General features: G+C 61.0%; 11 protein-coding genes and 1 pseudogene. 5 read left to right on the top strand and 7 right to left on the bottom strand.

The window, feature by feature from the left end; translation table 11 throughout:
• Positions 1–12 precede the first annotated feature (12 nt).
• Positions 13–1,068 (top strand): tRNA epoxyqueuosine(34) reductase QueG, encoded by a 1,056-nt coding sequence (gene queG / locus F7P80_RS15245; RefSeq protein WP_054066718.1) that lies wholly within the window; start codon positions 13–15, stop codon positions 1,066–1,068.
• Between the two features lie 473 nt (positions 1,069–1,541).
• On the opposite strand, the gene F7P80_RS15240 is transcribed toward queG, so the two are convergent.
• On the bottom strand, positions 1,542–1,964 hold the full coding sequence (locus F7P80_RS15240) for a Fur family transcriptional regulator (RefSeq protein WP_151045885.1): 423 nt from the start codon (positions 1,962–1,964) through the stop codon (positions 1,542–1,544).
• Between the two features lie 200 nt (positions 1,965–2,164).
• Positions 2,165–3,181: a cytochrome-c peroxidase gene (locus F7P80_RS15235; protein WP_151045882.1), complete on the bottom strand. Its 1,017-nt coding sequence runs from the start codon at positions 3,179–3,181 to the stop codon at positions 2,165–2,167.
• 418 nt (positions 3,182–3,599) lie between these two features.
• On the opposite strand from F7P80_RS15235, the gene F7P80_RS15230 reads away from it, so the two are divergent.
• Positions 3,600–5,246 carry an acyl-CoA synthetase gene (locus F7P80_RS15230; RefSeq protein WP_151045880.1) on the top strand — a complete coding sequence of 549 codons (1,647 nt, stop codon included), beginning with the start codon at positions 3,600–3,602 and terminating at the stop codon, positions 5,244–5,246.
• 150 nt (positions 5,247–5,396) lie between these two features.
• Here the strand turns inward: F7P80_RS15230 and F7P80_RS15225 are convergent, their stop codons facing one another.
• The 5 genes from F7P80_RS15225 to F7P80_RS15205 form a co-directional block, all read right to left on the bottom strand.
• A complete protein-coding gene (locus F7P80_RS15225; protein WP_151045878.1) occupies positions 5,397–6,608 on the bottom strand; it encodes an ABC transporter substrate-binding protein in 1,212 nt (403 codons plus the stop codon).
• A 147-nt stretch (positions 6,609–6,755) separates the two neighbouring features.
• Positions 6,756–7,940, bottom strand: coding sequence for a lytic murein transglycosylase B (gene mltB, locus F7P80_RS15220; RefSeq protein WP_077344722.1), 1,185 nt, complete (start codon positions 7,938–7,940; stop codon positions 6,756–6,758).
• Complete coding sequence (locus F7P80_RS15215; protein WP_151045876.1) at positions 7,937–9,943, bottom strand: transglutaminase TgpA family protein; 2,007 nt, start codon at positions 9,941–9,943, stop codon at positions 7,937–7,939. Before F7P80_RS15215 ends, mltB begins: the two co-directional genes overlap by 4 nt.
• 50 nt (positions 9,944–9,993) lie before the next feature.
• Positions 9,994–11,022 (bottom strand): DUF58 domain-containing protein, encoded by a 1,029-nt coding sequence (locus F7P80_RS15210; RefSeq protein WP_151045874.1) that lies wholly within the window; start codon positions 11,020–11,022, stop codon positions 9,994–9,996.
• A complete protein-coding gene (locus F7P80_RS15205; protein WP_151045872.1) occupies positions 11,022–11,939 on the bottom strand; it encodes an AAA family ATPase in 918 nt (305 codons plus the stop codon). The genes F7P80_RS15210 and F7P80_RS15205 overlap by 1 nt, the downstream gene beginning before the upstream one ends.
• A gap of 115 nt (positions 11,940–12,054) precedes the next feature.
• Between F7P80_RS15205 and F7P80_RS15200 the strand changes: the two genes are divergently transcribed.
• The 3 genes and pseudogenes from F7P80_RS15200 to F7P80_RS15190 form a co-directional block, all read left to right on the top strand.
• The gene (locus tag F7P80_RS15200; protein ID WP_249041500.1) at positions 12,055–13,008 is read left to right on the top strand and encodes a histone deacetylase family protein; all 954 of its coding nucleotides are present in this window, start codon (positions 12,055–12,057) and stop codon (positions 13,006–13,008) included.
• 3 nt (positions 13,009–13,011) lie between these two features.
• A complete protein-coding gene (locus tag F7P80_RS15195; RefSeq protein WP_151045868.1) occupies positions 13,012–13,794 on the top strand; it encodes an enoyl-CoA hydratase in 783 nt (260 codons plus the stop codon).
• Positions 13,795–14,001: 207 nt separating this feature from the next.
• Positions 14,002–14,138 (top strand): annotated as a pseudogene (locus F7P80_RS15190) (electron transfer flavoprotein subunit beta/FixA family protein); the annotation flags it as partial.

The following is a 14,138-nucleotide window of genomic DNA, read 5'->3' as shown; positions in this document are numbered from 1 at the left end:
TTGATTCCTTTGATGCAGGACTGGGCCCGCGAGCTGGGATTTTCCCAAATTGGCGTTTCCGGCGTGGATTTGTCGTCTTGTGAGGACGGGCTGCTGCAATGGCTGGCCGCAGGTTTTCACGGCAGTATGGATTACATGGCCGCCCATGGCCTCAAGCGTGCCCGTCCGGCGGAGCTGGTGCCGGGCACGGTGAGTGTGATTACCGCCCGCATGGACTACCTGCCGCGCGACACGCTGGATGACTGGCAGACCGTGGAATGGGCGCGCCAGCACAGGCCGCAGGAAGCGATTGTTTCGGTCTATGCCCGTGGGCGGGATTACCACAAGGTGCTGCGCAGCCGCCTGCAGAAGCTGGCCGAGCGCATTGCGCAGGAGCTGGGCCCCATGGGCCACCGCGCCTTTACGGATTCCGCCCCGGTCATGGAGGCCGAACTGGCCCGGCGCAGCGGCCAGGGCTGGCGCGGCAAGCACACCCTGGTGCTCAGCCGCGATGCGGGCTCCATGTTTTTCCTGGGCGAGATCTATGTGGACATGGCGCTGCCGGAAACTGCCCCCGTCACAGCGCACTGCGGCAGCTGCAGCAGCTGTATGGACGCCTGCCCTACGGGAGCCATCGTCGCGCCGCATCGCGTGGATGCGCGGCGCTGCATTTCCTATCTGACCATTGAGCATGACGGTCCCATCCCGCTGGAGTTGCGGCCGCTGCTGGCCAATCGCATCTACGGCTGTGATGACTGCCAGCTGGCCTGCCCCTGGAACAAGTTTGCCCAGCGCGCCAGCCTGCCGGACTTTGATGTGCGTGGTGGCATGGTGGGCAGCACCCTGGTGCAGCTGTTCAGCTGGGATGAGGCCACCTTTTTGCGCTGCACCGAGGGCAGCCCGATTCGCCGCATTGGCCATGTGCGCTGGCTGCGCAATATTGCCGTGGCCATGGGCAATGCGTTGACTACGGCGCTGTCTGCCGATGACCGGGCAGCCATCCAGACCGCATTGCAGCAACGTGCCAGCCATGACAGCGAGATCGTGCGCGAGCATGTGCAATGGGCGCTGGCGCAGGCAAACCAATAAAAACAAGAGCGGCTTGCGCTTGATTCTGTTTGCTTTCAGAGTCTTTTGATTCTGAATTGCTTTGTTGGCAAGCGCTGGTAGCTATTGTTTTTGAATTGCACAGACAAAAAAAGGCCTGCATGGTGCAGGCCTGGTCTCCTCCGCTCTGATGAGTCTCAGAGCGTTTCCTCTGTTGTTCCTACCAGCTTGCAAGCATGTGAAATGCACTTGGAAGTGCAGGGCTTGTTTGCGAGTTGATGGCAGGATTGTAGGAAGGATTTGCGACTGTGTGCGGGAAATTTTTATTTCATAAAAGATGTCTTATAGAAGACTTGTTCTGGTTGAATTTTCTAAGCCGGCAGGTGAGGGTGAATCTTGTTTAATACATTGTTTTTAATGATTATTTATTGATTTTAGTAATTACTGAAATAAAAAAGTTTTCTGAAGTTTTTCTGAAAGTCTGAGAGCTTTGATGGGTTTTTAAGGGTTTTCGCTCAGTGGGTGGTGTGCTTTCGCACGCGAACGATGAGGTCATAGCCGACGACTTCCAGGTCCGATGGCAGGGAGGGAATATGCGGCAGCGAAAGTTCGCTGGCATCGAGGTCCTGCACTATGCCTGTGTCCTCATGGTAGATGTGCGAGTGGGCCTCGACGCGGGAGTCATAAATCATGCGCTCTGCATCCATGCGCAGTGCGCGCAGCAGACCGCCTTGCACCATCACGGGCAGGGTGTTGTAGACAGTGGCGCGTGAGAGCGTGGGCAAGATCTTGCGCGCGGCCAGCAGCACCTCGTCAGCACACATGTGCACGGGCTGCTGCAGCAGCACTTGCGCAATCGCCAGTCGCTGGCGCGTGGGCAGAATGCCAGCGGCGCGCAGGCGCTCTGGCAGAGAAAGTGGTGCTGGTGTGGAATGCATGGTGTTTTTTTCCCTTGGTGAAAGCAGAGGGCATGCTGAAGGCTGGGCAGCAGCGGGCGCTTACCGCTTGGCATGCGCTCCCGTCTGAATAGGCATGTGGCCCGGGAAAACAATGGCCGCAAAAGCATGTGGTGCACAGCTTTTGCGGCTTTGTCATAGCGTCTCAGACACCAGGCGCAAGGCCTGGTGAATAGGCTGCCTTACTTCTTGGCGAAAGGCTCAGGACGAGGTGTCTTGTCGCTCGAAGGAGGCAGGATAGGCATGGTCAACTGAGGCTGATCGCCAGTCAGTGTTTTCAGGAAGGCCACGATCTTGGCGTTTTCTTCGGGCGTGAACTTCTTGCCCAGCTGGATGCGGCCCATGGTGTCCACAGCTTCGCTCAGGGTGTCAGCTGCACCATCGTGGAAGTAGGGGTAGGTCAGCTCCACGTTGCGCAGGGTGGGTACCTTGAAGTTGAAGCGGTCGGCATCGGCACCAGTCACAGCCACGCGGCCTTCAGCGGGGTTGTCGGTCTTGTAGGGTTCCACCAGACCCATGCGCTGGAAGGAGTTGCCGCCCACGGCCACGCCGTTGTGGCAGGCTACGCAGCCGCTGTCGCGGAACAGCACATAGCCTTCGAGTTCATCCTTGGTCAGCGCGGTCTGGTCACCCTTGAGCCACTTGTCAAAGCGGGAGTTGGGGGTCACCAGGGTTTCTTCAAAGGCGGCGATGGCATCGGTCACCTGGTCGATGTCGATCTTGTCCTTGTTGAATACCTGCTTGAATTCCGCCTGGTAGCCGGGGATGGAGTTCAGCATGTCCACGGCCAGCTCGTGCGTGAAGGCCATTTCCATGGGGTTGGCGATGGGGCCACCGGCCTGCTCTTTCAGACTGCCAGCACGGCCATCCCAGAACTGGGCCACGTTCATGCTGGAGTTGAGCACCGTGGGCGAGTTGATGGGGCCTTCCGCCCAGTTGTGGCCGATGGAGGTCTTGAGGTTGTCACTGCCACCCATGGACAGGTTGTGGCAGGAGTTGCAGGAGATGAAGCCAGACTTGGACAGTCGAGGATCAAACCACAGCTTCTTGCCCAGCTCGACCAGGGCAGGGTTGGTCACCTTGGCGGGTTCAATGGGGGAGATGGGCTCGTTGTTAGGCTGCAGTGCCCAGCTGGGGGCAGCAGCAAAACCTACAACCACCATGGCGGCAGCAACGAGAGGTCGGAGTTTCAGTTTCATGTGTGGCTCCAAAGCGCTTGTACTTTTTTGAGGGCATGTCCTGTTGAGCACTGCAAGCACCACGCTTGATACCTCGTTGCAAAGCCATTGGCTTTACCCCTCGTCTCAAATCTCAAGTGCAAACCTGGCGGCCTGCCCAGTGGTGTAAGCGGCGCCTGTGTAAACAGGGCACGACCACCTGTACCGAGTTCATGCGTGGCCCTGAAGGTATCGCACTACACGGCCTGCTTTAGAACCAGTCCAGATGGTGATCCCATTTCACTCGATGCTGTAACGACTGGTATTGCGACATATCAACAGAAAGAGGTAGCACCAGCGGGTATTTGCGGATGTTGTTCAGCGGCCGCATTAGGGAAAGTATGGGGGACTCATCGAGATGGGTTTTCATCATCCAGAAAACACACAGGAGAACAGGGAGATGACAAGCAAATACGAGCAGAATCTGGACCGCAACGCGGCTAACTTTGCCGCACTGACCCCACTGAGCTTTATCGAGCGCACGGCCAGCGTCTACCCCGAGCGGCTGGCCATCGTACATGGCGATCTGCGCCAGACCTGGGGCCAGACCTATGCGCGTTGCCGCCAGCTGGCCAGCAGCCTGCGCAAGGCAGGCATTGGCAAGAACGACACCGTAGCCGTGATCCTGCCCAACACGCCGCCCATGGTGGAAGCCCACTTCGGCGTGCCCATGGCTGGTGCCGTGCTCAACACGCTCAACACCCGTCTGGATGCCGAGGCACTGGCTTTCATGCTGGACCATGGCGAAGCCAAGGCGCTGATCGTAGACCCCGAGTTCACCGGTGTGATTGCCAAGGCGCTGAAGCTGCGCACCTGCACCGAGCCGCTGCTGGTGATTCAGGTGGACGATGCACTCTACGGCCCTGCTGCCACGCAGGTGGGCAGCATCAGCTACGAAGACTTTGTGGCCCAGGGTGACGCCGACTTTGCCTGGGAAATGCCGGAAGACGAGTGGGACGCCATTGCGCTGAACTACACCAGCGGCACCATGGGCAACCCCAAGGGCGTGGTCTATCACCACCGCGGCGCGGCCATCAATGCCATCAGCAATGTGCTGGAGTGGGACATGCCCAAGCACAGCGTCTATCTGTGGACGCTGCCCATGTTCCACTGCAATGGCTGGTGCTTTCCCTGGACCGTGGCAGCGCGTGCGGGTGTGAACGTCTGCCTGCGCCGCGTGGAAGCCAAGGCGATTTTTGATGCCATCCGCGACCATGGCGTGACCCACTACTGCGGCGCGCCCATCGTGCAGTCGCTGCTGGTGAATGCACCGGCCGAACTCAAGGTAGGCATTCCTGCAGGCGTGAAGGCCATGGTGGCCGGCGCTGCGCCACCGGCTTCGATGATCGAAGGCATGGAAGCCATGGGCTTTGATCTGACCCATGTGTATGGCCTGACCGAAACCTATGGCCCCGCCACGGTCTGCGCCAAGCACGAAGCCTGGCAGCAGCTGGACATTGGCGAGCGCGCGCGGCTGAACGCCCGTCAAGGCGTGCGCTACCACCTGCAGCGTGAAGTGCGCGTGATGGACCCCGAAACCCTGCAGCCTGTGCCCATGGATGGCGAAACCATGGGCGAGATCATGTTCCGCGGCAACATCACCATGAAGGGCTACCTCAAGAACCCCAAGGCGACGGACGATGCTTTTCGTGGCGGCTGGTTCCACAGCGGAGACCTGGCCGTGCAGTACCCCGATGGCTATATCCAGATCAAGGACCGCAGCAAGGACATCATCATCTCGGGCGGTGAAAACATCTCTTCGATTGAGGTGGAAGACGTGCTCTACCGCCACCCCGCTGTGCTGGCAGCTGCAGTGGTGGCCAAGCCGGATGAAAAGTGGGGCGAGACACCCTGCGCTTTCCTCGAAATCAAGCCTGGCACGGAGGTGACGGAGCAGGATATCATTGCCCACTGCAAGCAGCATCTGGCAGGCTACAAGGTGCCGCGTGCCGTGGTGTTTGGTGAGCTGCCCAAGACCAGCACGGGCAAGATCCAGAAGTTTGAGCTGCGCAAGCAGGTCGGCTCGGCCAAGGCGATTGCGGCCTGAAGCCGGAACTTCTAAAAAGAGAGCATCTAGCGCTGGTGTGGCAATGGTTTGAGATATAAAAATATCTGAAATCAAGCATTTATCAGCGCAGGCAGCTATAAAAAATGCAGACACCCGGTCTGCATTTTTTTGTGGTTTGAAGCGTTCAGTTCACTTCCAGTACTGGCACTTGCTTTCTTCCTTGGTGGTCCAGACTTCCTCGGCAGGCAGGGTCTTGACCCGCTTGTAGTAGTCCCAGGTGCCCTTGGATTCGGCGGGGGACTTCACCTCCATCAGGTACATGTCGTGGGCATAGCGGCCATCGGGGCGGATGCGGCCCTTGCCAAAGAAGTCGTTGATCTCCATGTCCTTCCACGCAGCCATGACCTTGTCGGCTTCCAGCGTGCCCGCTTTTTCTACGGCCTTGAGGTAGTTCATGGTGGCCGAGTAGTCGGCGGCCTGGATTTCGCTGGGGCGGCGCTTGGTCTTGGCCATGAACTTGTCGGCAAACTTGCGGCTTTCGTCATTCATGTCCCAGTACCAGCTGGTGGTGAACTGCAGACCCGCGGTGTTCTTCACGCCCAGACTGTGGATGTCGGAGAAGAAGATCAGCAGCCCCACGGGCTTCATCGCCTTGTCAATGCCAAACTCCTTGGCAGCCTTGATGGAGTTGACTGTGTCGCCCCCTGCATTGGCCAGGCCGAGGATCTGGGCCTTGGAGTTCTGGGCCTGGAGCATGAAGCTGGAGAAGTCGCTGGCGTTCAGCGGCGTCTTGACCGCACCCAGCACCTTGCCGCCATTGGCTTCGACGATCTTGGTGGTGTCTGCTTCCAGCGCATGGCCAAAGGCGTAGTCGGCCGTCAGAAAGAACCAGGTCTTGCCACCGTTTTCCACCACGGCCTTGCCCGTGCCCTTGGCCAGGGCCACGGTGTCAAAGGCGTAGTGCACGATGTAGGGGCTGCACTGCTCATTGGTCAGCACGGAAGTGCCCGCGCCGTTGTCCACGAAGACGCGTTTTTTCTCGGTCGCTACCTGGGCCATGGCCAGTGCCGTGGCGCTGTTGGTGCCGCCAAAGACCAGGCTGATGTTCTGCTGGTCAATCCATTCACGGGCCTTGCTGGCGGCAATATCGGCCTTGTTCTGGTGGTCGGCCGTCAGTAGTTCGATGGGCTTGCCCAGTACTTTGCCGCCAAAGTCATCAATGGCCATCTGTATGGCCGTGGCACCGTGCCTGCCTTCCACGTCAGCGTAGAGGCTGGACATATCGGTGATAAAGCCAATCTTGACGACGTCTGGCTCCTTGAACTGGGCGTGGGCGGCGCTGCCCAGCAGACCCAGTGCGCAGAAGGCGAGTGACAAGGGGGAAAGTTTCCAGCGTTGCATGCCTGTCTCCGTGAGGTGAGTGAAGACATACAGCGTGCGTATTTCAGGCCTGGCTTGCTACTAGGAGCATCCCCCGCAGGGATTGCACGCCTTGTGCAGGTTGATCCGCTTGCGCAAGTGCGCAAGCTGTCATTGCGCATGAAGGCATCACGAATGCTCGCGGATGGTGATGCGGCCCACGGGGCTGTCAGCACTGGTGGGGTTCATGGGGCTCACAGGACTTTCCGCCTGTGGTGCCATGACGGGCAGCACAATGCCGGGCACGCTGCCCTGGCGTGCAGCGGCGACTTCTTCGCCCAGATCGTGCACGGCGGCTGCGTAGTAGCTCGACCAGTTGTAGCGCGTGATGGCGTAGAAGTTCTGTGTGCCCACGATGTAGCTGGGCGCATCTTCGCCGTTTTTCAGCTCAATCAGGGCCAGCAGTCCTTCATGCCCCATGCCGCCTTCAGGCTGTACGCCCAGACGCAGCATCTGCGCAGGGGTAAAGCTGGGCAGGATGTCGGGTGCCAGCAGGGTCGGCAAATCGAGCTGCTCTGCCTGAAAGCGCGCGGGGTACCACACGGGCATGCCGGGTACCCAGCCATGGGCCTTGAAGTAGTTGGCCACGGAGCCAATCGCATCGGCCGGGCTGTTGAACAGGTCAATACGGCCATCGCCATCAAAGTCCACCGCCCACTGTGCCCAGCTGCTGGGCATGAACTGGCCCAGCCCCATGGCCCCGGCGTAGCTGCCGCGCGGGCCGGTGGTGGGCGTGCCTGCCTGGTGCATCATCAGCAGAAACTGCTCCAGCTCGCCGCGGAAGTAGCGCTGGCGCTCGGCCGCACGCGGGTGGGCCTGTGGGAAGTCAAAGGCCAGGGTGCTCAGGCTGTCGAGCACGCGCAGATTGCCCATGTGGCGGCCGTAAATGGTTTCCACACCAATGATGCCGACGATCATGGACGCAGGCACACCGTATTGAGCCTCGGCACGTGCCAGGGTGTCGGCGTTTTCGTTCCAGAAGCGCACACCGGCCTGAATGCGTACGGGGTCGATAAAGCGGCGGCGGTAGTCGCCCCAGTCGCGCGCCGTGGTGCGGGTCTTGGGCGCTGGCGTCATCAGCTTGGGCACTTGCGGCAGAAAGCGCGCCTGTGCCAGCTGTGCCTTGACCCATGCGGGGTCCAGCCCATGGCGCTGCGCCATGTCTTCAGCCCACTGCTGTGCATCCGCCCGCTGGCCATAGGGCGTTTGCATGCTGGTGCGCTTGGTGGCGCTGTTTTGCGAGAAAGCCGGAATGTGAAAGCTACAGCATGCGGCAAGGGCCAGGAGAAGCGAATGGGAAAGCAGGCGTTTCATGAAGTGCGGGGCCAGATCAATGCGCGGTAATGGCGCTGCAATGTGCGCAGACTGGGTGTCTGCGCATCATGTGGTGCGTAGCGCCATTGTTCCATCTGTTGCAGCCACTGTTGCAGTGGGCGCGAATCATCCCCCCATTGTGCTTGGACTGCGCGTGCCAGCGCCTGCAGGCCCAGACTGTCAGCATGGGCAATGCCCGCCTGCGCCAGCCTGCGGCGTGCGCGGTGCATCAGGCGCTGCCAGGGATCGGCGATGTAGTGCTGGCGCCAGCGCTGCAGGCCCAGCCATGCCAGCAACAGGGCCATGCCACATCCCAGTGCGGTGGCCAGGGTTGCTACAAGGTTCTGGCTGAGCCGCAGGCGCTGCAGCAGCTGTGCCTGATCGCCGCGCGTGTAGTTCAGTACCCAGTCATTCCAGCGGTGGTTGATGGCTTCCCACTGTGCACGCAGCTGCTGCATGGCGTCCCAGCCCATGACCCGGCCCGCCGCACCGGTCCAGGCACTCGCCGGTGGGCTCAGGCGCTGCAGCTGCTCGGTGCGGGAGGGGGCCACGGCCGTGGTGGGGTCGATGCGCAGCCAGCCTTCATTGGGGAGCCAGATTTCGGTCCAGGCATGGGCATCGCTCTGGCGCACCGTCCACAGGCCATCGACCGGGTTGCGCTCTCCGCCCTGATAGCCCGTGACCAGTCGTGCAGGAATGCCCGCAGCGCGCATCAGCACGGCAAAGGCAGAGCTGATGTGTTCACAGAAGCCATCGCGCGTATCGAACCAGAAGGCATCGGCCGTGTGCGGGCTGCTGACCACGGTGGGGCTGAGTGTGTAGGTGTAGCCCCCCTGGCGCAGCTGCGTGAGCGCGGCCTGGATGATGGCCATGTCGTCCGCACCGTGCTGTGCGCGCAGCTGCTGTGCCCAGGCCAGGGTGCGCGGGTTGAGGTCTGCAGGCAGCTGCAGGTAGGGCTTGCGCTGCCAGGCAGACAGCTGCTGGCCATAGACAAAATGCAGATGGGCCTGGGCCTGGTAGCGCAGCACATCGGTGATGGGGCGCCAGGCCAGCCATTGCAGATCACTGGTCTGCAGCATGCGCCGCCGTGGCATGTCTGGCTGCTGCAGCGTGGCGTCCAGCGTCAGCAGCCAGCGCTGGTGGTGCGGTTCCAGCGTCAGCTCATAGGGCACGGCCTGGCCCAGACCGGTGGCCTGCTGGCTGGGGCGCATGGGGGCTTCGTCACTGCCTGTCTGCCACTGGCGGCCATCAAAATGGCTGAGCACAGGGCCGCGAAAGTACAGCAGGTGCTGCGGGGGCGTCTGCCCATCGGGCAGTGCAAAGCGCACGCGCAGGGCCACGCTGAAGTCCTGCGCCAGCTCTGCCACCTGCCCGACGGTGATCTGATTGCCCAGCCCGGTTCTGGCCTTGCTTTCCTGCGCAGGCAGGCCCCACAGCGGCCCAAAGCGCGGGAAGCTCAGAAACAGCACCAGCATGACAGGGGCGCCCAGCAGCATCAGCAGCCCGGAGGTGCGCAGCAGCTGCCCCAGGCTCGGGTAGCCCGCAGGCATATGGGCGTTGACCAGCGCGGCCAGCAGCCCCCAGGCCGCCAGCAGCATGGCGCAGGCCATCAGCAGCGATTGCGACTGCAGAAACAGCGTCAGCAGCGTGAAAAAGCCCAGAAAGAAGATCACCATGGCGTCGCGCCGCGCACGGACCTCCAGCGTCTTGAGCACGAGCAGCAGCAAAATCAGCACCACGCCGGCTTCAGGCCCGACGATGGTGCGGTACTGCAGAGCGGTGGCTGCGACGGCCAGCACCAGCAGCGTGTTGAGCAGCCATTTGCGTGGCAGAGCCTGCCCCCGCAGTACCGTGCCCAGCCGCCATGTCAGGATGAGCAGCGCCAGCGCACTGACCCACCACGGCAGAAAAGCCAGATGGGGCAGCAGCACCAGTATCACCACGCCCAGCACCAGCAGGGTGTCACGGGTTTCGCGTGGCATGGTGGTGAGGTATCGCTTCATGATCTATAGCTATCAGGGCAGGTGTATCAAGCGTTGGCGTGGTTTTTTGTTCATATTTTTCTGGTTGTGGCAGCGTGCGTGCCATCCACCGCCAGCGCGGCCAGACAGGTGTGCAAATGTGCGCTGCCTCCGGCGGGTGCAATGCGTTGCCCACTGGGCAGCACCAGTCCCCATGACCATTGCTGCGCATGGGCAAACAGCACCCAGGCAGTGAGCCTTGCAATCTGTGCCTCCGGGTCGCGCAGGCCGGTGGCGCGTGCATCCAGCCACAGCGTGTGGGTGGAGGTGCGGGCGCTGTCGCGCACGACCAGTTCTCCGCTGCCAGAGGCCAGTGCCGTGGCGGCTTTTTTCCAGACCACCTGGCGCATGGCATCGCCGCGCTGGTAGCTGCGTACGCCGTCGAACTCACTGCTGCCGCTGTGCTGCATGGGGGCGCAGCCATGCGCATTGGCTTGCCCAAAGCGAACCGGGGGCATGGGCGTTTCGGGGGCGGGGTAGACCAGCACTCGGTCATCGGGTTGCCAGTAGCTCCACAGCCGGAAGACGCCCAGTGGAAAACGGCTTTCCAGCAGAATCCGGGGCACCTGGTGCCAGCCGCGCAGGTGGGGCACGGAGCCCAGTTCTACGCGCGCAGTCTGACCGGGTGCGACATCGGTATGCGCCCAGGCCAGAGGCCCGTGCAGCCGGTCCAGCGCCAGAGACAGGCCATGGCGCGCCCGCTGTCCTTGGTGGATATGCAGCAGCACGGGAATGTGGGCGCGCTCGCCCTGAAAGACGGGCTGCAGGCTGTCCAGCCGCAGCTGCAGGCCGCGCAGATTGCGGTGCCCCATCCAGAGGCTGGCCAGTGCGCTGCCTGCTATCAGAAAGGTGAGGGCATAGCCCAGATTGAGCTGAAAGTTGATGCTGGCCACCAGCAGCACCATCAGTGTGGCAGCCAGTGCCCAGCCTGCCGCAGAGGGCATCACATAGATATTGCGCTGCTGCAGCGTGTGCAGAGGGTGGGGGCGCTGGCGGCGTGCTGCCCAGTCATGCAGGGTCTGCCGCCAGCGGCTGCGTGTGGGGTGTGGGGCGTGTGGCATCACGGAATGGCGATGGCCTGCAGCATGGCACGCACTTGCTCTACCGTGCCTCGCCCGGCGTTGGCCACGGCATGCAGGCGGTGGGCCATGGTCTGTACAAAGATAGCCTGTACATCGTCGGGCGAGACATAGTCGCGCCCCAGCACCAGCGCATGTGCCTTGGCAGCACGCAGCAGGGCAATGCCTGCACGTGGCGACAGGCCCTGCACAAACCATTGGCCGCTGCGCGAAGCGTCGAGCAGATCCTGGATGTAATGCAGCAGTGCAGGCGCTGCATGGATGTGCAGCACAGCTTGCTGCAGGCTGCGCAGCTCATCGAGTGTGACTTGTGCAGGCAGCGCATCCACCATGCTGCGGTGGCCGTGGTTGGCCAGCAGCTGCAGCTCGGCCTGGCGATCGGGGTAGCCAAGTTTGATGCGCATCAAAAAACGGTCCAGCTGGCTCTCGGGTAGCGGGTAGGTCCCGAGTTGCTCCAGCGGATTCTGTGTCGCAATCACAAAAAACGGCTGAGGCAGGGTGTGGGTCTTGCCTTCGACGGAGACCTGCTTTTCTTCCATGGCTTCCAGCAGCGCACTCTGCGTCTTGGGGCTGGCGCGGTTGATTTCATCGGCCAGCAGCACCTGGGTGAACAGCGGGCCTGGATGAAAGACAAAGCCTTCGCTGCCCCGGTCGTAGACGGACACGCCAGTCAGGTCGCTGGGCATGAGGTCGGAGGTGAATTGCACCCGCGCAAACTGCAGGCCAAAGCTGTGCGCCAGGGCATGTGCCAGCGTGGTTTTTCCCACGCCAGGCAAGTCTTCAATGAGCAGGTGACCGCCTGCCAATAGGCATACGACACAGTCTTGTACTTGCTGTGTTTTGCCAACGAGGACCGTGTTAAGCTGGTTCAGAAGCGAGCGAATGTGGTGCGAATGCATAGACAAAACGTAGACGCTGATAAGCGCTGTGCACTGGATGAATGACGGCGGGTGATGAGCCACGCGGCATCGACAGCAGTGTGAGCGACACCTAAAAAAACAGGGGACAAGAAACGTGGGGAAGACAGGCTATTTTTCTCACCGTGCGTGCTGGCGGCATGAAATGGGACCGGGGCATCCCGAGAGCCCCGAGCGTCTGGACGCCATTGAAGATCGTCTGCTGATGACGGGGGTGTTTGATGGTGTGGAACGCATGGAAGCACCTCAGGCTGCGATAGGGGATGTGGAACTGGCGCACGACCGCATGCATGTGGCAGCGCTGCGTGGGCTCACGGACCGGCTGGTGGAAGAGCAGGCGGCAGGTGGCCCTGAATATACGCAGATCGATACCGATACCGCCATCAATGCACACACGCTGACTGCTGCGCTGCATGCGGCCGGTGCAGCCGTGGCAGCGACCGATGCAGTGCTCGATGGCACGCTGGAAAATGCTTTCTGCGCCATTCGCCCCCCCGGTCACCATGCCACGCGCAACAAGGCCATGGGATTTTGTTTTTTCAACAACGTTGCCATTGCTGCCCTGCATGCGCTGCAGCGCCGCCATCTTAAGCGCGTGGCGATTGTGGACTTTGACGTACACCATGGCAATGGCACGGAAGACATTCTGGCCGGTGACGACCGCGTGCTGATGGTGAGCTTTTTTCAGCACCCCTTCTACCCATTCAGCGGAGACAAGGACCCGGCTTCCAACATGCTCAATACTCCGGTGTCGGCCTATACCAAGGGTATGGACATCCGTGAGCTGGTCGAGATGCTGTGGATTCCGCGACTGGAAGCCTTCAAGCCCGAGATGATTTTCATCAGCGCCGGTTTTGATGCCCACCGCGATGACGACATGGGGCAGCTCAACCTGACCGAGAACGACTATATCTGGCTGACCGAGCGCATCAAGGATGTGGCGCGTCGCTTCTGTCACGGACGTGTCGTGTCCTGTCTGGAAGGCGGCTACATGATGGGGCCTCTGTCGCGCAGTGTGGAGGCACATCTTCGCGTACTTGCTGATCTGTAAATCATGAGTGACATCTTGCTGCAAAGCCGTGACGCACGTGGTGTGGTCACGCTGACCCTGAATGATCCCGCCCGCTTTAACGCGCTGGGGCAGGAGATGCTGCAGGCCCTGCAGCATGCGCTGGACACCCTGGCGCTGGATGAGCAGCTGCGTGCGGTGGTGCTGGCTGCCCATGGCAAGGCCTTCTGTGCCGGGCACAACCTCAAGGACATGGCTGCACACCCCGAACTGAGCTACTACCAGCAACTGTTTGCACAGTGCTCGCGCATGATGCTGAGCATTACGCGCCTGCCCGTGCCGGTGATTGCGCGTGTGCAGGGCATTGCCACGGCAGCAGGCTGCCAGCTGGTGGCGCAGTGCGATCTGGCGGTGGCCAGTACCGAGGCACGTTTTGCCACCAGTGGCATCAACTATGGCCTTTTCTGTGCGACGCCCAGCGTGCCGCTGGTGCGCAACGTGCCCTTCAAGCACGCCATGGAGATGCTGCTCACGGGCGACTTCATCGGTGCACCAGAAGCGCAGGCACGTGGCTTGATCAACCGTGACGTGCCGCCAGAGCAGCTCGATGCGCAGGTGGAACAGCTGCTGCAGTCCATCGTGCAAAAGCCAGCAACGGCTGTGCGCATGGGTAAGGCCTTGATGTACCGCCAGCGTGAACTGGGGCTGGATGCAGCTTATGCGCTGGCTGGTGAAACCATGGCCTGCAACATGATGGATGCCGATGCCCAGGAAGGTGCACAGGCTTTTGCGCAAAAGCGTCAGCCGCACTGGCGCGGTGCAATCTGATGACTAGGGAATCTACCTAGTTCGCGTGAAATAACTCTGTTTGCAAGACGATGCGTGCATAAAATGGCACGATCGTTCTTTTTTGAGTTGCTGCATTGGTTCGCACTGTACAGTTTTTTGTTGCAGTGCCACATAGAATGCATGCCAATTTACGTCAACGTCAATTTCAACCATTTGCAATCTCACCGATTCCCAAGGAGCTGCAGCATGAAGGTACTGGTCCCAGTCAAGCGCGTGGTGGACTACAACGTCAAAGTCCGCGTGAAGTCCGACGGCACAGGCGTGGACATCGCCAACGTCAAGATGAGCATGAACCCCTTTGACGAGATTGCCGTCGAAGAAGC

Origin of the sequence: Comamonas kerstersii, assembly GCF_008801935.1 — a bacterium.
GTDB classification, from domain to species: Bacteria; Pseudomonadota; Gammaproteobacteria; order Burkholderiales; family Burkholderiaceae_C; genus Comamonas; species Comamonas kerstersii.
The sequence above is the reverse complement of the archived record's forward strand: the minus strand, read 5'-3'. Positions and strand labels throughout refer to the sequence as shown.